At 45.5% G+C, this 22,193-nt stretch carries 7 protein-coding genes; 3 read left to right on the top strand and 4 right to left on the bottom strand.

The genetic code is table 11. From position 1 onward, the window contains the following. The first annotated feature begins 52 nt into the window (after positions 1 to 52). Positions 53 to 301 carry a GlsB/YeaQ/YmgE family stress response membrane protein gene (locus tag OCU87_RS20050; RefSeq protein WP_062689426.1) on the top strand — a complete coding sequence of 83 codons (249 nt, stop codon included), beginning with the start codon at positions 53 to 55 and terminating at the stop codon, positions 299 to 301. A gap of 498 nt (positions 302 to 799) precedes the next feature. After that, entirely contained in the window at positions 800 to 3,145 is a 2,346-nt protein-coding gene (locus tag OCU87_RS20055; RefSeq protein ID WP_261859213.1) for a glycosyl hydrolase family 18 protein, read from the top strand. 155 nt (positions 3,146 to 3,300) lie between these two features. Here OCU87_RS20055 and pfaD read toward each other — a convergent pair whose 3' ends face one another. Genes pfaD through OCU87_RS20075 form a run of 4 tightly spaced genes read right to left on the bottom strand, consistent with a single transcriptional unit; the run spans position 3,301 to position 20,578 of the window. Continuing rightward, positions 3,301 to 4,938 (bottom strand): eicosapentaenoate synthase subunit PfaD, encoded by a 1,638-nt coding sequence (pfaD, locus tag OCU87_RS20060; RefSeq protein ID WP_261859214.1) that lies wholly within the window; start codon positions 4,936 to 4,938, stop codon positions 3,301 to 3,303. Positions 4,939 to 4,953: 15 nt separating this feature from the next. Next, positions 4,954 to 10,779, bottom strand: coding sequence for a hotdog fold thioesterase (locus tag OCU87_RS20065; protein WP_261859215.1), 5,826 nt, complete (start codon positions 10,777 to 10,779; stop codon positions 4,954 to 4,956). Continuing rightward, positions 10,776 to 12,806, bottom strand: a complete 2,031-nt coding sequence (locus OCU87_RS20070; protein ID WP_261859337.1) for a PfaB family protein — start codon at positions 12,804 to 12,806, stop codon at positions 10,776 to 10,778. The genes OCU87_RS20065 and OCU87_RS20070 overlap by 4 nt, the downstream gene beginning before the upstream one ends. Positions 12,807 to 12,832: 26 nt before the next feature. Further along, positions 12,833 to 20,578 carry a type I polyketide synthase gene (locus tag OCU87_RS20075; protein WP_261859216.1) on the bottom strand — a complete coding sequence of 2,582 codons (7,746 nt, stop codon included), beginning with the start codon at positions 20,576 to 20,578 and terminating at the stop codon, positions 12,833 to 12,835. 688 nt (positions 20,579 to 21,266) lie between these two features. Here OCU87_RS20075 and OCU87_RS20080 point away from each other — a divergent pair. After that, complete coding sequence (locus OCU87_RS20080) at positions 21,267 to 22,163, top strand: 4'-phosphopantetheinyl transferase family protein (protein WP_261859217.1); 897 nt, start codon at positions 21,267 to 21,269, stop codon at positions 22,161 to 22,163. Positions 22,164 to 22,193: the final 30 nt, after the last annotated feature.

A 22,193-nucleotide genomic window follows, 5' to 3' on the forward strand; every position in this document is an offset into this window, starting at 1 on the left:
ATCAAGTGATTTAGGCTGGTATCTCTTTCTATCTGTGTCTAATGGAGGTTTTATGGGTATTTTTTCGTGGATTATATTAGGACTAATTGCTGGTGCGTTGGCTAAGTGGTTAATGCCGGGTAAAGATGGTGGTGGTATTGTCATGACAATGGTACTGGGTGTGTGTGGTGCTTTTGTTGGTGGCTGGTTAGGTTCTTTTCTTGGTTTTAGTAGTGCTAACGGTGTGAATATAGGCAGTATCATTACGGCAACGATTGGTGCATTTGTAATATTATTTCTGTATAACCGCTTTGTTAAATAGAGCGTGAAATTAAGGCGGAAATTAGCTTTTTTCTTGGTTTAAGCTATCGATTGACTTGATGCAGCACGTATAAACATGCTGCATTTATATTTTAAAGCATATGCTCTTAATTTTCCTATAACGTCCCACGTTTTTATTAAAATCATCTCTTTTATCGCTGTTCTATAAACGTTTCAATTATTTTTTACGCGAATTATTTTGTGTATTAACTCGGTGATAATTGGAACGCATTCAAAATAATGCTTGTTAAGTTTGCATTATATCTACATTTGACTTGGTTGAGTGTCTAACTCTGAGATGTTTTTTTAGATAAAGAAAAAAGATTGGATGACACTTATATCTGAACTCGCCTTAGGCAGTCAGGTTAACCTGAGTCAGCGTTGTTAGCTGTAAGTCGATAGCCATACTCATCCTGCTTTGAGCGAGTATTAATACGCATAAACGCACACAATGTATGCATTATTAATTGATATAACTAACCACCACACGGAGTTAGAAATGCAAAAGGGAATGAAAAAAAGTAAGATCGCTTGCACGATTGCTGCAATGTTAATGGCGACTGCCACTGTTTCTGTACAGGCCGCTCCTACCCATGATAAGAACGTTATTGGTTATATTACCCAATGGGAAGCGTGGAAAGGGCCGAATGAAGGCTTTAGTGTGAAGGGGGAAGCGACGCATTTGAATGTAGATATGGATATCTACTCAATTCTAAATTTCTCTTTCTTCGGTGTTGCCAAAGATGGTTCTTTACATAGTGGCGATTTACGCAATAAAAGCATCTACCAGCCCAATGCAGTTCAAGAGCCTGGGTCGCTTTTACACCCAGATGTCTATTCAAGCTGGGATTTCCATATTTTATGGGGTGAGCTGGAATATATTCATCAATACCCGACAGATGAACCATGGAATGCGGATCAACTGAAAAAAGTGCAAGACCAAGGCTTTGTTAAACAAGGTAGCGGCTGGTTACATCAACCAACAGGCGTTACAGGCCAATTCCCAATCCCACTGAAAAAGGCAGGTGGTGCGCCGGGATTGATTGACTTAGCTCACCAAAAAGGTGTGAAAGTTATGGCTTCTCTAGGTGGCTGGAGTATGTCTAAACACTTCCCTGAGATGGCAGCTGATCCCGTTAAGAAAGAACGCTTCATGCAGGATCTTGATAAGCTGATGGCGCTTGGCTTTGATGGTATCGATATTGACTGGGAATACCCAGGCACAGGTGGCATGAACTTCGAAGGAAACCCTGAAGATTACGCTAATTTTGAACTGTTAATGGAAGATATTCGTACTCGTATTGGTCCGAATAAATTGCTTACAGCTGCATTTGCAGCGTCAACAGCTAAGCTTGAAGGCTATGATTGGGCTCGTCTGGCTGCTTCAATGGATTACTTCAACATGATGACCTACGACCTTAATGGTGGTTGGTCTAATGTTGCAGGTCATAATGCGCCACTCTACCCATACCCAGAAGAAGAGTTCAAAGGTTTAGAACTTGATTACCTCCGTACGTGGATGGCTGCGAAAGGCATTCCATCTGAGAAAATTAACTTCGGTGCTGCTTTCTATGGCCGTGGTGTACAAACAACCGAAGCGACAGCTTATGTTGGCGCACCAACGGATAAACGTAATGTCAACTTCAGTGTTGATGGCCCAACATTATCATCGGTTGATTTAGATAACTGGAAACAGTTTGAAGGGCAACCAAACTATAATTTCATTAAAAAGCAAACAGGTTGGGAGCATAAGTGGGATGCTTCAGCTGAAGTACCTTACGCCGTTAAAGGTAAATACTTCTTAAGTTACGATGATGAAGCTTCGATTGCTAAAAAAGCACAGTACATTGTCGATCATAACCTTGGTGGTGTGATTGTATGGCAGGTTCATGGTGATGTTGAATGTGCTGGTACTTTCATTAGTCATGGTCGTAATTTAAAAGAGTGTACTGACCTGCGTTCGCCATTAGCAGCTGAAATTGATCGCGTCTTTAGTGCTGGCACAGTACCAAATGTGGCACCTGTACTGACAGTTCCTGCAGCGCAAGCGGTTAATTCTGGTCAAGCGATTAGCTTTGATGTTTCAGCAACTGATGCTGATGGTGACAAGCTCAGTTTTACTGCTAAAGATGCGACAGTTGTTGATAACGGTAACGGTACCGCAACAGTTACTTATAAAGCACCAAATACCGCAACAGATCTTACTGCAGTTGTGACGGTGACTGTCAGTGATGGCCGTAAGCAAGTAAGTAAAAATGTCACAGTTACTGTTAAAGGTTCAGGCGCGGTAGATAATATTCCACCAGTGCTAAATGCACCAGCAACACTTGATGTCAAAAGCGGTCAAACGGTTGTGATTAGTGTTTCAGCGACAGATGCTGATGGCGATGCATTAACCTATTCTGTATCAACTGGATCAGTAACACCGACTGCAACAGGCGCAGACATTAGCTTTACCGCACCAACAGTAACGGCTGATACTGTCGTTAATCTTGTTGTGACTGTATCTGATGGCCAAGCTAGCGCTGAATCGACAGTCGTGGTAACTGTAAAAGCAGATGGTGGCACTGGTACAACGTGGGATGCGAATACCATCTATAACACGGGTGATACAGTTACTTATAATGGCGTGAAATACACGGCTAAATGGTGGACCAAAGGTGAAAAACCAGGCTCAAGTGCTGTATGGGCTGCATTTGATGATGGAAGCGTGAAAACGTGGAGCGCAGATAAAGTGTATAACGGTGGTGACCAAGCGACGTTTAGTGGTGTGACTTACAAAGCTAAATGGTGGACTAAGGGGGATCAACCAGATAATGGTTCAGGCCCTTGGGGCGCACTCTAATAGGCTAAACGTTAGTTGATACTAGTTACGCATTGCTAGTTAGATACTAAGGTCAATAAAAAGCCCAGAAATAGCAATATTTCTGGGCTTTGTTATGTCTATTCAATTAACGGTTTTCGCTTATCAAAACTGAATTATGCGGCGTTAATTTTAGATTAAATCATTTTCTCAACAGGTTTCCAACGCGCAATATCAGCAGGCAGCTTAATGCCTTGTGATGCTAGCAAGTTAATACGAGCTAAATAAGCAGCGCCATGCATCAGATGTTTTGCTACATCCGCAGCTTGGCGGTTTTTATAATCATCTAAATAACTGCCTTTTGCCCATGCGTTAAACGCACCAAGCGCAGGACCCGCCCAGATTTGATAATCCATCTCACGACCCGCTTCGCCTGTGTTTGACCAGCGGCTAGAAAGGCCAAGGTACCAACGGAAAATCAGTGCCATTTTTCGCTTAGGGTTACCTTCAGCACGCGTAATTTGCTTTGGGTCGCGCTCATTAAAGTGCGCTACTGTACCAGCCCAGATATCATCCAGTGTTGAACGGAAGACCTGAGTTTCCAGCTTATGGCGCTCGTCTGCAGGGATCGCTTCAATAGAATCATAACGGGTATAAATTTCATAGAGCTTATTGGCACGCATCGGGAAGAGCGTACCGCGCTTAACGACCTGTAACTTAACGCCCATTTCAAACATATCTGCAGCAGGTGCCATGGTGACATCGGCCATTTCAGTGGTCGACAGTAATTTACGCGTATGTTCACTCGCGCCAGCTTCAATACATGCTTGGTTAACAGATCCTGTCACAATATAAGCGGCGCCCATATTGAATGCAGCCAGTGCCGCATCGGGTGTACCAACACCGCCGCCAGTACCGACACGAAGTGGCGTTTTGTATTGGTATTTAGCTTGAATTTCTTCTTTTAGTGCCAAGATGGTCGGCAATAACGTCACCAGAGGGCGGTTATCGGTATGACCACCAGAATCTGCTTCAGCGGTAATATCGTCAGCCATCGGAACGAGCTGTGCCAGTTCCATTTGTTCTGGTGTAATACGGCCTTCATCGACTAAACCTTGCAGCATTTTAGCTGGTGCAGGTTCCATGAATTTAGTGGCAACCTCGGTACGGCTGACTTTAGCGATAACTTTGTTAGCAATAACAATCTCGCCTTTTTGATCGCGGCCTAAGCCTGCAGCGCGGTATTGTACAATTTGCGGTGTTAGACCTAAGAATGCAGATGCCTCTACAGTACGGACTTTATGTTTTAGGAATAGTTCAACACTACCGCGCTCTAGTGCGGGTTCACTTGGGCTGTGGATCAAGTTGAACGCATAAGGGCCGTTAGGCAGCGCTGTTTGAATACGGTTGATCGCTTGTTCTACACGTGAAGGGATTAAACCCGCAGCGCCGAATGAGCAAAGAATGCCTGCTTGACCCAGTGCAATCACTAGCTCTTCAGAAGAAATACCGTTCGCCATCGCACCTGCGTAGTAAGCGTATTTAACGCCGTGTACACGACAAAAATCACTGTCACCAAGGCTCTGTGTGCCAAGTGCTGGCGCAAATGCGCTAACTGGGTGTGTACTGCTAGCACTTGCGCTATCACCAGCGGTCAGTTCTGCTTCTTGGCTGACACCCAGCCCTTTTTCTGGGTGATTGATGACGTAGCAGCCTCGGCTCAAATCTTTTAATACTTTCGCCATTGCATCTAGATTGAACTTGGTGGCACTTTCTTCAACTTGCCATGGCCAAGGAGAAAGCTTTTCGTTATTTAGGGTTGTTTGCGTTGTCATGTTCTAATCCTTAACTCAAGCTTCTTCAATACAAATAGCGATGTCTTTTACTTCGTAAATACGCAGGCCGTCTTTACTCAAGTTGGCGTCACCAATAATAATGCGCTTACCGTCTTCGTCTTTAATTGCTGTGATATGCACATCAAGCGACATTTGTTTGTTCAGTGGGTTGATTTGACCACGGTATTTCCATTTAACTTCTGATTGGATTTGACCAAATTTAGGTGAACGGAAACCAGCGCCAAGATCTTTGTTTAGCGCGTAGGTCTGCATTAGCTCAATAATAGCTTCGACACCTAATGAACCCGGCATCACAGGATCTTGATGGAAGTGGAACTGGAAGAACCAATCACTAGGGTCGATAGTGCGCTCAGCGTATAAGTAACCTAAACCTTCTTTACCGCCATCACTGGTGATTTTCACGGTATCAATGAAGTTCAAGCGACCACCTGCAAGCTGGTAGTGTGGTTGTTCTTCACCAGAAGTCGATGTTGGCGCGTTGAAGTAACGGCTGGTTTTATCAAGCAAGTCAATTGTTACATCTGGGGTACGATTGTTCTCAACATGCCAAGGGTGGGTGACTTTACCGTTATCAAGACCAAGTTGATCTTTCAATGCTGCGCCTTTGAAGTAACCAAATACCGCAGTGCCTTGATAGAAAGGAATACCATCTGTGCTTAGCTCAAAGCTGAAGCTCTGAACGATGTTGGTACCCATCATTACAGTTGAAAGTAGGCGAGAATCATTAACGATGGTTTTGCCGCGTAAATCAACATTACGTAGCATCTTGCCGCTACCATCAAGGTTACGGAAGAATAGTTCTTCACCAGGGAAGCCAAGAGTTGTACCCATGTAACCAGAGATAAAGCCATTTGGTTGCAGAGAAATTTCCATCAAGACCGAATAAGGCATTAGTGTTTGATGGCTATTTTCGTCAAAGTACCATGCGTTTTCAGGCACTTCGTATTCTGCAATACACGATGATGGTGTTTTGAAGTCACCACGGGTGCCATTAACTTCAATAACACGAGTCGTTAGCTGTAAATCACCACATGGTGTACGCGGTGGGATCATACCGCGGTAAATTGAAAAGTCAGGGCCGAAACATTTTTCGATGTCACCCGTTGCAAATTCAAACATGTGGTACGGCGTAAACGGTACTGTGTCTGGGGTACGGTTCGGGTAATCAGGCGTAATCGGCGCTTCTACGTGTTGTAGCGGGATCACACCTTTATTGGTTGCAGTTGTTAAGTCAGGAATTTGTGCCATTAGTGGGGCATTTGCCGATGCTGCTTTGCTCAAATTTGCTTTTGGTGTGCTTGCAACTTCAAGTGCAACTTGTACTGGTGCATCTTCGACAACGTAATCAGATGAACCAAGGTAGCGTGTACATTCCTCTTCTTCACGGATCATCACACCCAGGTTTTGGAAATCCACCACGACTTTGCCATCAAGCAAAATATCGATATTGGCTTTGGCATATGGGCGAGGGCTCAAACCAATTTCTGTCACTTCCATACGGTAAGTTAATACCGCAGATTGTGGTAATACTTGTCCACGACAACGTACTTTTTGTGGTGCGTTTTCAAGCGGTTGGAATCGACCATTTTGTACTTGGGTGTGCATACCTAGGTACATCATGTAGAACTGGAGCAATTGACCACAGCCTTCAGCCATTAAAGAACCCGCCATTACTGAGTCGTCTTTAAAATGACAAGGGAAATACCAGTGTTCAGGTTCTAGCTGTTTATGGCCTTCGATTAAGCCAAGTCCCCACGCGCCACCTTGTGGTTCAACGCGGCTTACTTGCTCAATCATCATGAATTTTTCAGAACTAAAGCACAATGAAGGCTGGTGGCGATCAGAGATATGACTCTCACCAAAACAACCGGCAATGTTTGCGCTTAGCAAGTTGTGTAGCGTGTGGTAGTCAAACTGAGTTTTCTGGCAATGCAGTAACGGATTAAAGTGTTGCTTCATTGCTAGGTTACGCGCTTTAATTTCGTCTTCAGTACGGATAACACCTTTACCGTCAGCCAATTCTTCATCGGTGAAGAAACCAGCACAGCCGTTATCCATTTTCAGGATCATCTTATCGCCAACAAAACATTCGTACGAGAAGAAGAACAGCAAAGTATCGCCATTACGGGCGAAGTGATTGATCGAGATGTCGTAACGTAGTGTGTTACCACCGCGTGGTAAATCACCAAGGAAGGTTAGGGTACAATCGAGTAGACGGTATACACGCTCACCTTTGTTTTCAAAATCGATGCCTAAGTAGCTGATCAGCATTAAATCGCACTGACCAGATTCAACGGCAACCGCCCAAGGAATTTGTCCATCAACCAAGTACGGTGCGTCGACAGGAATGTCATACTCTGTCGTCATGGTGCTTGGTTTGTATTCCAGCATGGTCGCGTCAAGTTTAGTGACACGCGAAACCAAGAGGTAATCCGTGGTTGGTAGCCTTACGCGACGTGAGTAGTTGTCGATAATGGCGTAATCAGGGCCAAAGACATTAGCAATATCCCCTTCGGCATATTCAACCAAGTCATCGTAATCCCAAATGCATGGTTTACGAATTGGCTTTACAGGTGCTGCGTAGGCGTTAACAGGTTCGGCAACGGGTGTTGTTGCTGTTGCGTTAGCTAATGCAGAAGTAGGCGCAGATTGTGGGTTATAACCCGCTTCCATCTGTGCAGTGACTTCGTTTAATTGCGCTTTTAGTAAAGCATCAGCCATCTTCAATCCTTGCTCACGATTTTGTAAGAAGGCTTGGTGAACTTGTTGAGCAAGTTGTTGGTTCTCGATAAATGCCGCTTGCTGTGATGATGTAGGGCTATTTGTCTGAGTATTCTGGCTGTTATTAGCGGATAGGACGTTGGTCATATTGCTTGGAGTTCCTGTTATCGGCGTTTGGCGTGTTGTTGCCAAAATCGGGGATACGGATGGTTGCTGCTTCTGAGCTGGCAGCGTTGCCACTATTGGGTTAAATACTGGTTTCTGCGCCTTAATTTGCGGTGCAGTATTGGCCACTTTTTGTTGAATCGACGCTATATCAGCGAGTTCGGCTGTGACTATGTGTTGATAAATGTCACGCCCACCGAGTGTGACTTGCTTGATAAGCTGACGTTTATTGTCACTTTCAAGTTCATTAGCTAGACGAGTGTTTAACGCGTGCGTTTCGGCTTGCGATTGCGAAACGAGCAGTTGCGAACACTGGTTTTCACTCACACTGGCGATAATTCCTGCTTTGGTCTGCTCGTGAGTTGCTGTGTGATTTAAGGTAATTAAACCATGTAGCAAGCTCGCCATGCCTGATGCGGCAAAGCTATGGCCTAAGCGCTGATTGGCGAATGTAGGCTGTACCGTGTTTAGGGGTAGTTGCAAGGTTTCTGTGCTGTCAGGGGCTTGGTTAACTTCCAGTACCTTGATGGCAGATGCAGGTACACCTGATGATGTTAATAAGCGATCTGTGACAGTGTGACTTTGACTGGTCGCACTAAAACCTGATGCTGTGATTTCACCGTATGCCTGTGCTTGCGACTGCGATTCAGAACCAGAAGCTGCATCCGTTAGTACGATAGCACCAGCTCCTTCACCAACATGCCAACCTGAATCTTGTACTGAGTTAGCTATAGGTCGAATGCTGTTCTTCAAGATCACTTGTTCAGCACTACCACTTAAATCAACGGCAGCAATAACGACGGCATCAAGCGATTCTTGGCTCATTAGGTTTTCTGCTACATCAATACAACGAGCAACAGATTGCTCGGCAGCAGAAATAGTGAACGCAGGGCCATTAAAATCCCATAGCGACGCAATGCGTGACGCCATGATGTTACCGATGAAACTGGTGTATTGGTTCAGCTTGGCGGCATCTAACACACTGTCCATTGAAATAGCTTCAAGGGATTTATATTCTGATTCCGTTAACGTAACGCCCATGTTCGCAAGGCTGTCTGCAAGCTGAGTATGCAGGTTTACGCGTCCACGGAACTGATGCATTTCAAGCTCAGTTTCCATCGCAACTAAAACGGCGACTTTCTGACCTGATGCTAACTTGGCATCACGAATGGCTTCATCGGTGACTTTCATCAACAAGAGCTGTTGTGAAATCAAGCGATCGTCTTCGTTTGGTGGCACCTTAAAGCGCAGGAAATCTAATTCGAACTGATCGATATAAGCACCATGCGGAATGGTGTGCAGCCCAAATTGGCTTAATAGCTCAGGGTGTTGGTCTAAGCCTTTCCAGCGTTTTTTCGGTAAAGCAACAAAGGCATTTTCGTCATGTTGAATCGCATGACTAAGGGCATTAATGGTTTTTAATGAGCCAAAGTGCGAAGCAAGACCTGTCACTTTTAATGCTGTGGAGTGACGTGGTAACGAATCAGCTTCACAAACTGTCGTTTCAGCCGCAGCTTCTGTTGCTGAATGTGCGCCTGAATAAGATTCAAGTAACAAGTGAGCATTACAGCCACCAAAACCAAATACTGATACGCCAGCACGACGTTCAGGATTGCCTGCTTTATCTGGCCAAGGCTGTACTTGAGTCGGCAGTGTTTGAGCGCCAAATAAACCTTCAGGTGATGACAAAGGTTCTGACAGATTAATACTTGGGGGTAGCACGCCTTCTTTCATTGCAAAGATCATTTTCATGATACCCGGCATGCCAGCAGCGGTGAGCAGGTGACCCAAATTCGATTTTGCTGAACCAATCAAAGGGACTTGGCTGCCATTGAGCTTGTCAGCAAAGAAGCGCTCCATTGAGGTTAACTCAACTTTGTCACCTAGCGGTGTACCTGTTGCGTGACACTCAATCACTTCAATACTTTCTGGTGACAAATCGCTGGCTTCATAAGCACGCTCAAAGGCTTGTACCTGACCTTTGCTATTTGGGCTTAATACAAACTGACCGCGACCATCATTTGAAAGACCAATGCCACTGACAACTGCATAAATATGGTCGCCATCGCGTTCGGCATCTTCAAGGCGCTTCAGCACTAAAACACCAGCGCCTTCGCCCGCGAATAGGCCTTTACTGTTGCTATCAAAAGGAACAGAAACACCGTGATCCGGGTAGGCGTGGAAAATCGAGAAACCCATATTAATGAAGAACGGGTCAGCACCAGAAACCGCGCCCGCCAGCATCATGTCTGCTTTGCCTGTGCTTAGGTAATCACAAGCCAGTTTTAAAGAGTAAACAGAGCTAGCGCAAGCTGCATCTAGACTTAACTGCGTGCTTCCTAGGCCAAGTGCGTCAGCCACAATTTTAGATGCGTTATGGGCTGCTACACCATTTGCGGTATTCAGAGGTTGCACTTGGTCGTTCGATGGCAACAATGAAAATTGTGGATTAGCCAGCTTTTCTTGTAGCGCTTTCTCTACTGCTGAGTGATAGATCGGCAGGAACAAATCATTTGAACGCGTAGTCGGGAAAGATAACGCTCCCATGATTACACCAGTGCGTTCAAGAACATCGGCATCAAGTGCAATACCTGCATCTAACAGTGCCTTGCGGCTGGTATCTAGCGCCCACAAGAAGCTATCGTCTAGACCATTGAAATAATCAGAGGGTAAACGATAGCCATTCGGGTCAAAGGTGAAGTTTTCAATGTAGCCGCCTTTATCACAGTAAAAACGGTCTGATTCACCTTGTTGGCCTTGATAAGCGTTTGGGTTGGCACCTAACTTTTCAGGACGTAACCTTGTGCGTGAATCTTTTTTATCCAGTAGGTTGTTCCAAAAGCCCTTTGGCGTATCGGCATCGGGATACTGATTGGCTAAACCAACAATCGCAATTTTTGCTGATTTGTCAGCCGAATGGTGCTGAGAACTCATACTGGCTCTCCTTGTGTATGAAGGGTAGATTGAGTCTCTGAAGAGACGAGTTGGCGGGCAAGACCGTCAACTAAAGGCGAAATAGATAAAGGCACTTGCTGGGTGATCAGCTGGGCAATGCATTTCAATAAGGTTTGAATGTCATCACCGCCTTTGGCATTCGTTGCCACAGCAAGGCTGTCAGTCACTTTATCTGCACGATTGATCTTGTCGATTAAGGTACTGGTTTGACGGTCGGCACCTAATTCGATAAACAAACGCGCACCGTGTTCTCGTGCTGCACGGATGAGTGCAGTAAAGTCGAGGGTTGAACAGAAGGTATCGGCAATAGATATCGCAATACTCTGTCTATCTAGATTTACTGGTTGATTAGCGTTTTGAGGTAGCAACTCTGCTGCGCTAATAAAGCGGATATGATGCTGAAGTTCATCACATAACGGCTGATTATAAAAATCAGTGACTTGAGCATGTTGGCTCCAAGCTGGTGTGGTATGCATGGCCGTTACACGGTTAGAGGCAATACCACGTTTACCCAGTTGTTTGAGTAGATCGCGACAGCTCTGTTCACAACCTGCAAGAATACAAGTATCACCTTGGATAATGGCAAGATAAGCACGAGGGTACTGAGGCAATAATGCTTCAATAGCTGCGGGTTCACTGCGGACAAGGAAGCTATTCCATGTGATCGCTTCACTTTCCCCCAGTTGCCATACCTCACGCACTGCCGTTAATTCACCCGATATTGCGGTAGTGAAAATCGGGCTAGTTTGGGTCATTTCAATCAAAGCATGGGGATTACGCCATACACCGAGGCTTGCCCACATAGAGGCTTCACCTTTGGAATAACCCAGCGCAAAATCAGGCTTGATCGAAAATGACTCACACAAGAGCTGAGTCAGGATATAACTGCTGCCAACACCTGCGATAGCAAGTTCGCTAAGCGTCATCTCTTGGGGCTGACTACCTGTTTTGCCATTGCTAGCCGCGTAGATTTTATCCGCTTGTAGCATTTCTTTTAAATTGCCTTCACGCTCTAATCTGGCGTAAAGATCTGGGAAATACTGGTAAAAATCACGCAACATGCCCGGATAGACAGTGCCAACACCAGGGTAAACAAAGGCGACTTTGCCTTGGTTGTCTGGCGCAGGTGAAAAGTAACTGCCTGCAGGGGTTTTATAGTCGATTTTCTCTGTAATAACCTTGGATAACACCTTGGTTAGTGCATTGATTTCTAACAACATCGCATCGACCGACGCACCTTGCAATACAATAGTGAATTGCGCTTGCGAGCCAGCTTGAAAGCGCACTAAGTTTTGGTGCATTAATTCGATAAGAACCGAAGAGTTTAGCGCTGGATTAACAAAGCACTTGCTTAGCTCAGCAAGTTTTGTTGATAGATCGGCCTCTGTATTTCCCGTAATAATGAAAAATAAACGCGATGAATCGAGCAGTGGTTTTGCTTCTTTTAAGCCCGTCGCTTGGGTTAACACAAGGCTAGTGCTGCCAGCTTGGCTTTTAGCATCAAAAGCTAGGTTTTCGGTATTAAAAGTCAGGCTGGCAACGCGCGCTTTATTGGGTTCGGTAAACCAATACTGGCAGTCATCACCACCTTCTTGCGTGTATTCTGGTTGCTGATTTCGTGCTGCAATATCATCAATAAGTTGGTATAGCGCTGAAAATTGCTCAACGGCTGTTGATGCCGTCGATGTTTGCTCAATACTAACGTCATCTGATTGGCGGCGTGATTGCTCAACAGCAAGCGGTAAACTTGCCGCAAAACCAGATAAATACGCATGTGGGTGAATGCGATTTTGAGCCGCCGTTAACCCCGCCATTAATACAACCGAAAGGCCAGACTGAGACGTTAATGTGACTGCTTTACCTTGGTTAACTACCTGAATAGCCGTATTCAGTGTGGCAGTAAGATCGTCAGAAAGCTTGATGGTTTCAGTAGCCAGTGACGAGGGAAAAAGGTTAGCAGAAAGCCCAGCGCGAGGCTGGGCTAAAAGAGCGATGCGCAATGGCATCGCTTTATTAGTAGAAGAATCAGCCACTACGACAGAAGCTCCTTTTCTGATTGAGTTTTCACCAAAAACGCCTCATTGAGGGTTTTGCTGATGGTCACCTTAGCGCCTTTCATTACGGCACTTAAGCGTCCATCTTGGTGGTATAACGCAATATTGGCTTGTAGCGAACGGGCTGTGCTTTTAATCACTTCCAGCTCGATCCAACCACAATCGCCAGATTGCATTGGTGCATACGAAACGAATTCGCCAATCGCAGATGGTAGGCTGGCCGCATCGTATTTCAATCTTGCCCAAACCAACATAGCTTGCAGTAAGTAATCTTCTGCAAATGGCTGGCAGCCACCAGCATGCTGGGTTGGAACAAAAGAGCCACAGTCGCTATCTGAAATAACAGGTAGCTGGCATGGAGCGACCAAACCTAGGTCATCAAAGCGTGTTACCGCTTGAATACCTTGCAGGCGAGGCCCATGAAATAGGGTGCCATTACGGTATAGGTCATTCGCTGTTGTCACAGGTTTCGCCGAATCGTTAATAAAGGTTTTTTCTAAACCTGCAGCTGCTGTGTCGCTATCAATAACAAGTTGTGCTTGGTATTGAGGTCGACCACCACAGCTGATTAACGCTTTCCACTGTGTTGCCATTTTTGCATCAGGTGAAATATTCAATGTGAGTGTTTGCACATCATCATTTTCAAAAATCACACCTTTTAGTAGCTTGTAGTTGCGAACGCTGACGTTCGCCCCTAACCATTGCTGTGCTGCTTCACGCATCCATTGAATGGCGCATACCGTTGGCAACACAGGGTTGCCAGCGATACAGTGATCCTTGATGAAAGGCATCGCTTTCGGGTCAAGGTCGCGTGTTACAGTGATGCTCGTATTCAGCGGACTCTGTGCTACCTGCATAGACTCCGCATTAGGCTTTTTTACAGCGTTCTCCTTGCTATCAGCGCCTTGCATGCTAGTGCCGATAAGCAATTGAATACCTGTTTCATTTAATAGCTGGCTGCTGAATAGATCGGCACCTGCTTGTAGTGGAATAACGTACACACCACGATCAGTGAACATCTTCTTCAGGGCTGGGTTAACCATGCCACCGTCCCAAGGTCCCCAGTTGAAGCTCATTACTTTCGCTTCAGGATGACGAGCTGAGAATTGCAGCGCTGCCTTGTTCAAAATGTCGTTAGACATGGCGTAGTCACTTTGGCCTGTGTTGCCATAGAAACCTGCCGCAGATGAGAACATCGCAAGTAGTTTTAGTTTGCTGTTATCAATCGCGTTAAGGACTGCTTTCAAGCCACCCACTTTGGTGCCGTAAACAAGGTTTAGCTCGTCTAAGGTTTTATCTTGGATATGTTTATCAGCAAGCACACCTGCACCGTGGATAAGGCCGGTAATACCGTCGATTTTTGACAGTGTATTGGCTACAGACTCACTGTTAGATACATCAAGGCTGATGTACTCAGCACTTGCGCCTACAGCGGTAAATGCAGACAGTGCCGCGTTAATTTCAAGGCTGCTTAATACGGGGCGAAGTAGGGTATCGACCTTCTTTGGCGTTGGTTTATCACCTAAAGACTGAAGGTGGCGAATAGCCGCTGGCTTCAATTCATTGTCTTTCTTATCTTGCGCCCATTCAGGTAGCTCTGCTGCAGTAATATGTTTACTACGGCCAGCAAGGATGAAATGTGATTGGCATTGTTTAGCAAGTGAAAGCGCACATTCAAACGTCACGCCTTTAGCACCACCAGTAACGAGCACTTTGTCGTTCTTGGTTAGCTTAGCCGCAGCATTTTTCGTATCTGCCTGGCCTGCTTTAACAGCAATCAAGGTTGATCGAACTGTGTTCTCATCTTCCAAGTTAAAGCCAACTTCTACCGCTTGGGTATTAATATCGAATAACTCAGCGTAGATAGCCTCTGCAAGGTGGCGAGCATCTAATGCTGATGCTGCATCAATTGCACGGCAGAATACATTTTGCCACTCATGGCTAAGGGTTTTAGTTAAACCCGCTAGTGCTGCTTGGTTGAGTTCTGCAGTTGCTAGTTGTGCTGAATCAGCATAACCAAAGCCACCATCAATACGGCTTACCGTGAAGAAAACACGACGGCTTGTTGAATCTGCATTGTTTAATTGGCTGTTAAGCAATTTAGCGAACAGGAATGCAACGTCGAGGTTGGCTTTTGCTTCATCATTCAGAGCAACCGTGGTTGTATCTGTTACTTCTGATTGAGGCTGAAGGTGAATAAAGCCAGCAATTTCTTGCTGATCTTTTTCGATGTCAGCAATAACAGCTTGAATGCCTGCGTCATCAATACTTGCTAAGTCGTAGCTTTTGATTTCTGTACTTAGCGGTGATGCGGCAGATAGCGGACTACGAACAACAGCGACTTGTAAGCCGTTTGCCGTTAATTTCTCTGCTAGAACACCTGCATTGTGACCATCATCTGTGATCACAACACATGCATTTTTAGCAAAGCAGTCTGATAGTTTATCTACCGCTGGTAACTTTTTTAGCGCTACCTCGTTGTGTGGAGGAAGATCTGCACTTGCTGTTGAAGCTGATACTGAATCAGATACGGTTGTAACTGGTGTTGCTTCGTTAGCCGTTGGCGCAGTCGCAGAGTCCGCAGCAAGCTTACTTTGCATGTAAGTAACGATTTCACCTAATGTACGACATTCAGCGAGATCTTCTGGATTAAGCTCTGGTAGTGAAGGCAGTTGGTCTTGCACAGTCCCTAGGATTTCAACACGTTTGATAGAGTCGATACCTAAATCTGCTTCCATATCCATTGCAAGGTCTAGCATTTCTGCTGGGTAACCCGTTTTATCCGCTACAACGTCTAACATAGTGCTTTGCACATGTGCTGCGTCTAAGCCGTTAGATGTAGTTGTTGAAGCGGCTACTGGCGCTGTCGTTGAAGGTACTGCTATTACAGCTGAAGCAGCAGGTAGCTTGCTGTTCATGTAATCCACGATTTCGCCAAGCGTACGACATTCAGCTAAATCTTCAGGATTCAACTCTGGCAGCGTTGGCAGTTGGTCTTGCACTGTGCCTAGAATTTCAACACGCTTGATAGAATCAATACCAAGGTCAGCTTCCATGTCCATTGCAAGGTCTAGCATTTCCGTTGGGTAGCCTGTTTTTTCAGCGACAACGTCAAGCATGGTTGTTTGTACTTGCGCGGCGTCTAAACCGTTAGATGGAGCGGCTACAGGTGCCGTTGCTACAGGAGCCGCAGGGAGTTTGCTGTTCATGTAATCAACGATTTCACCCAGCGTACGACACTCAGCTAAATCTTCAGGATTCAGCTCTGGTAGCGTTGGTAGTTGATCTTGCACTGTGCCTAGGATTTCAACGCGTTTGATAGAATCGATACCAAGGTCAGCTTCCATGTCCATGCCAAGAGCTAGCATTTCTGTTGGGTAACCCGTTTTATCGGCTACAACCTCAAGCATGGTGGTTTGTACTTGTGCAGCATCTAAACCGTTAGAGCTAGCTGTTGAAGTCGTAGCTACTGGCGCAGCTGCGACAGGAGCAGCCGTTAGTTTGCTGTTCATGTAAGCAACGATTTCACCAAGTGTACGACACTCAGCTAAGTCTTCAGGATTCAACTCTGGTAGTGAAGGCAGTTGATCTTGCACTGTTCCAAGAATTTCAACGCGTTTGATAGAATCGATACCAAGATCGGCTTCCATATCCATTTCTAGATCAAGCATTTCAGTTGGGTAGCCGGTTTTATCAGCAACAACCTCTAACATGGTGTTTTGTACTTGCTCTGCGCCTAAGCCGTTAACCTGAGCTGCTTGAGCAACAGGTGCTGCCGTTGCAGGTGATGCGTTCGCAGGCATTTTGCTGTTCATGTAGCTAACAATTTCAGCAAGCGTACGGCACTCTGCCAGATCTTCAGGGTTCAGTTCAGGTAGGTTAGGAAGTTCGTCTTGAACTGTCCCTAAAATCTCAACGCGCTTGATAGAATCGATGCCTAGATCGGCTTCCATATCCATTTCTAGATCAAGCATCTCAGTTGGGTAGCCCGTTTTTTCAGCTACAACATCTAGCATCACTTTTTCAGGGTTTGCAGCAGGGGCTGAGACCGTGATTTGTGGTGCAGCCGCTGATGCCATAGTGGCTGAAAGTGACGGCGCTTGCTTCGGTTCAACTGGCTTTGAAGCGGCTACTTTTGGCTCGGTTTTAGCAACTGGCGCTACTACTGGAGTCGTGATTGCTGGAGTAGCGATTGTTTGAGTTTGATCAACAGGTTGAGCTGTCGCTTGAACCGCAGTTTGAACAGCGACTTGTACAGGCGCTTGCGCAGTGATGACTTGTGCTTGAACGTTTGCAACAGGTTGTGTCGAAACCATACCTAATGCAGCAGTATTACTGTTTGCTTGTAGTGCAAGGTAATTAGCATGTGCTTTTAAAGTATCAGCTTGGTGCTGGTGGAAGAGTTCCATTGAGCGCTGTAGGCTTTCTGGAATAGCAACGCCAGCGGCAGCCATTTTCGCTTGCTCTGTCATGAGTGCCGCGAAGGTATCACCGTATTGCTGCGGGATAGCAAGGAATTGTTGGTGAAGTTCAGCTGCTTGTTGTTGTGCAGTGAAGAATGCAGTTAATGAGTCATCACTTGCTGAAGCTAATACTGATACAGGCGCTGTTGTTAGCGGTTGAGCTTGCACATTTACTTGAGTTGATGCAACAGGCGCAGCGTTTGCTGTTGCAGCAGTATCTGTTACTGAAACAGGCACTTGTACTTCGCGGATCTCGGTTTTAATCACTTCTTTTTCCACAATCTTCTCTACCACTTTTTCAACTTCAACAATTTCAGTCAGTGGGGCAATGGCACCTGTTTCTAACGATTTCGCCATCTTCTTACGCGTCGCATCACTGATGTAGTTGGTTGCATGAAGCTTAATGTTCATTGGCGATGCAGCTGCAGGGGCTGCAATTTCCGCTTGGTATGGGTCGATAGTGCTCAACGAGACACCAGCAACGGCCAGTTGTACTGCGGCTAAACGTAACTGCTGGTCGCTGTCACCTTTAGGGTTTGGATTCAGGCTGATGGTGCATAACTCATCAGACTTATCTTGCAGTGTTTTCTCAACCAGCTTTTGCAGAATGTTCTTCGGACCGAACTCAACAAATACGCGTGCACCAGCTTGGTACATGGCTTCTAACTGAGTGCTAAAACGCACAGATTGCAGCATATGCTGTTTGAAGGCTTTCTTAATCGCCTTACCATCTTTCTTATACTGCTCGCCCGTTGCATTGGAATACAAAGGCAAAGTAGGCGCAGTGAAAGCGGCTTTATCGATCGCAGCGGCAAATGGTTTTTGAGCGTGAGCAACCAAAGGTGTGTGGAATGCACCAGAAACAGGCAGTGGGATCGCTTTGAATCCTTGCTCTGTCAGCGCTTTGGCAGCTTGTTGTGCGCCAAGCGTTGGGCCTGCGATAACAAGTTGGCTTGGGGCATTGTAATTAGCAATGCTGACGCCTTCGAAAGCACTGATGCACTTTTCAACATCGGCAAGTTTGTTTGCATCAAGAATTACGGCGTACATAGTGCCGCTATCGCCTTCTGCAGGCTTAGCTGCCATCGCATTACCGCGCTCAAAAGCGAGCTTGTAGTAATCATCTTGCGAGATCACACCAGACGCACATAACGCACTGAGTTCACCAAAGCTATGACCCGCAACCATATCGGCTTTAAAGCCTGCCTGTGTCATCAGATCAAATTGACCCATAGACATCACGCCGATTGCGCTTTGTGCGTTTGCAGTATTGGTAAGCGTTGCTTCCTGAGCTGCCACATCTTCTTTGCTGAAGGCTGGAACGGGGAATAGAACTTGTGAAAGAACTGTTTTCTTATTCTGACCAAATACCTGATCGGCATTGGCTAATTGGTTACGCATTTCAGGGTAGTAACACGCAAGCTCACGACCCATATTCAGGTACTGTGAACCTTGACCTGCAAACAATGCCGCGACTTTGCCTGCTTGTTTGCCGCCAACCAGTGCAGAAGCTCGGTAGCTAGTACCGTTTGGAAGCTGCCATTGTGTCGCATCTTGTTTTTCTAGCTGCGATAAGGATTGAGTCAGTAACGCCTGTAGTTCATCAACTGATTTAGCAACTAAACCTAAACGCGCATCACCAGCGGCAATGTCACGAAGGCCATGTGTTTTCGCTAAGGCCGTCAAGCTAGTGTCACCAGATTTAACTTGTGCGATCTGTTCTTTTAGTTGCGTAATCAGTGCATCACGAGATGGCGCACTGAATAGTAAGGTCTGTGCCACTTCACGTTGACGGTATTGATCGTCACGTTGGTGTTCAGCGGTGTACTCTTCAAGCACGACGTGGAAGTTAGTACCACCAAAGCCAAAGGAGCTGATACCTGCACGACGCGGTGTACCGTCAACACGTTGCATCCAAGGACGCATTTCAGTGTTGAGGTAGAAAGGTGAATCTTCGATATTCAGTTTCGGGTTTGGTTTCGAAACATTAATCGTTGGCGGTAATACTTTATGGTGAAGGGCTAGGGCTGCTTTGATTAAGCCTGCCGTACCTGCTGTTGACTTGGTATGACCAATTTGTGATTTTACTGAGCCTAAAGCAATGTGTTGCTTTTGGTCATTACCTTCACTGAATACAGAGTTCAAACCGTTGAATTCCGCAACATCACCTGCAGCTGTACCTGTTCCGTGCGCTTCTAATAAGCCCAGCGTTTGAGGTGCAAAGCCAGCATCATCATAAGCGCGTTTAAGTGCTTTCGCTTGGCCTTCAGGGCGAGGTGCATAAATACTTTTAAATTTACCGTCTGATGAGGCGCCAACACCTTTGATTACCGAGTAAATACGGTCACCATCGCGTTCTGCATCTTCAAGTCGCTTCAGTGCGACCATACCGATACCTTCACCAATCATCATGCCTTTAGAATCGATATCGAAAGGTTGGATGGTTTCGTTGGTGGTGAAAGCGGGCGTTTTCGAGAAGCTCATGTACATGGTTGGTGAGTTATCAGTACACACACCACCAGTGATCATCATTTCACTGCGGCCATCAACCAGCTCACCCAATGCCATGCGAAGTGCTGCAAGTGAACCTGCACATGCTGCATCAACCACGCAGTTAATACCACCTAAGTCGAAGCGGTTAGCAATACGGCCTGCAATAACGTTACCTAGCGAACCAGGGAATGAGTTTTCTTCCCAGTGAATATACTGATCTTGGAACTTCTTGATCAGCATTTCGCTGTCTTGTTCATTGATACCGCTGCTCGCAAAGACTTTCTTCAGAACAGGGTATTGCAAACGTGCATTTAGGCTCTGGCTGATTTTTTGCCCACCACCGACACCTAAGGTAATACCAATCTTATCGCGATCGTAGCCTTCAGGTAGTTTGGCATCAGCTAATACCTCTTTTGCCACAATCAGAGATAGCAGCTGTGACGTATCCGTTAGTTCAAGAATATTTGGCGGAAGACCAAACTCCATTGGGTTGAAATCGACTTCAGGCATGAAGCCACCACGTTTACAGTAAGACTTATCTGGCGTGCTCTTGTTTGCATCGTAATAGTCTTCAGGGCGCCAATGAGTTTCTGGCACTTCTGTAATCGCATCAATTTTTTCACTAATCAAATCCCAGAACTTATTTAAGTATCGAGAGTTAGCAAAAATGCTCGCCATGCCAACAATAGCAACAGGCATGTCTTTCAAGCGTTTATTGAGTCGCTTATCTTCTTGCGATTCAGACGTGGTTTTTGGGGTTTGGCTCATTATGAGTCTCCGCTTAGCACTTGTGTTACGGGTGCTATACATTCGGTGTAAGTGTTGCGAATAGGCAACCGATGAAAAAATAAAGGGTGTAGCAATTGAGGTAAGCGCAAAGATGCGCTTATTAAAAAATAAGTAGAGGCGGGATAGAGCCAAGATGTAGGGTGAGTAGAAAACTGCATGCTAAAATGCGAGTCTGCTATCAGTGCGACAAAGGGAAGATGTCAGATTATCCATATTGCTCGTATCCATTACTATCCTGTAGAGCATCAGTGTGAAATGCAGTGCGTAAGTAAGATTCCGCAAGGCTATTTATCACTGAATCAGTCAATTGCTGAGCAGCCTACCCGAGGCGGATAGTGGTTACAATCGCTTGAGTAAGAGGTTGGATCTCTTCAGACCAGTTCAAAAAAGCTAATTCTCATATTTTGTAATGTTATTGAATTTAAGTTGTTGATATTAAAGTTGTATGCGGTCTTTGTTAGTGTAAATACTCAGTTTTTCATGTTATGGTGATCTGTGTCGCATTTTGTTCAAAAAGCTTTTCAAACCCTTTGCCTGGTACTGGTCTGACGTTTTTGATGTGAAAGTTTTATGGTCAGTCATCTGACCTGTTCTATGTCGCATTAATGACATTGTAGACAGTTGTACTGAGGGCCTTGCGACGTATAATGCATGCTCTGAATTCTGCTTGGATTGTTCTGAATTGACGAAAGTAAACACAGTGGACTTGTGGTTCCTCACATTGCCAAAACCGCATAAAAATATAGAAGATCTTTCCTCTACTGTGGCAATCGATCATTCCTATTTGATCAATCAAGCTCGTCCTTTACTTAACGAAGAAGAGCTAGCGAAAGCGATGCGCTATCGACAGCCTCTAGCACGTATGCATGCCATTTATATACGTGCATTTCTGCGAGTGACCCTGTCACGTTATGCTCGGGTGAGGCCTAATGAGTGGTGTTTTGAATATGGCGAGAAAGGAAAGCCTTATTTATGTAGAGCCCAACGACAGCAAACGAGTTTGGTCTTTAATTTGAGCCATAGTGGCGATCAAGTATTACTGGCTGTTACGCAAACGGCAGACCAAAAGATAGAGCTAGGCGTGGATATAGAGAGTGAAAGGGAAGACTTGTCATTTAATACAATTATGGACAATTACTTTCAACCGCAAGAGATAGAATCATTGATGCGATTGGATCTAGCAGATCAGCGCCGACGATTTTTTGATTTGTGGGTACTTAAAGAGTCTTATATTAAGGCGACAGGACTTGGTCTTGCTCAACCTTTAAAATCATTTGGTTTTGGCTTTTCTTCAAGCAAGAAACAGCATCTCTCACTTTTCGATGAAAAGCAGGTTAGTGCACAACCACTCGAATTAATTACGGGCATTGTTTTAAATACATTGAATGATAAAGCAGCTAAAGATGAGGATTGGAGCAAACAAGCAGAAGGACAAATGTGGTCTACGTGTTTAGGGCGTTTGTCTTCGAGCTATCGTTTTGGTTTGATGGTGAAAGGACGTAAATTGGATATCTCTTCTATTTACGCCCGTAAGGTATCGATAGAGAATTTGCTGAATCGCTAGGATATACCTTCATTGGCAATCATAAGTTCC

It is taken from the genome of Photobacterium sanguinicancri (assembly GCF_024346675.1).
Classification (GTDB): domain Bacteria; phylum Pseudomonadota; class Gammaproteobacteria; order Enterobacterales; family Vibrionaceae; genus Photobacterium; species Photobacterium sanguinicancri.

Excerpts from the sequence above, each read along its gene's own strand:
- OCU87_RS20055 (WP_261859213.1), top strand. The coding sequence starts at position 800 with ATGCAAAAGGGAATGAAAAAAAGTAAGATCGCTTGCACGATTGCTGCA.
- pfaD (WP_261859214.1), bottom strand. The coding sequence starts at position 4,938 with ATGACAACGCAAACAACCCTAAATAACGAAAAGCTTTCTCCTTGGCCA.
- OCU87_RS20050 (WP_062689426.1), top strand. The coding sequence starts at position 53 with ATGGGTATTTTTTCGTGGATTATATTAGGACTAATTGCTGGTGCGTTG.
- OCU87_RS20075 (WP_261859216.1), bottom strand. The coding sequence starts at position 20,578 with ATGAGCCAAACCCCAAAAACCACGTCTGAATCGCAAGAAGATAAGCGA.
- OCU87_RS20070 (WP_261859337.1), bottom strand. The coding sequence starts at position 12,806 with ATGCCATTGCGCATCGCTCTTTTAGCCCAGCCTCGCGCTGGGCTTTCT.
- OCU87_RS20065 (WP_261859215.1), bottom strand. The coding sequence starts at position 10,779 with ATGAGTTCTCAGCACCATTCGGCTGACAAATCAGCAAAAATTGCGATT.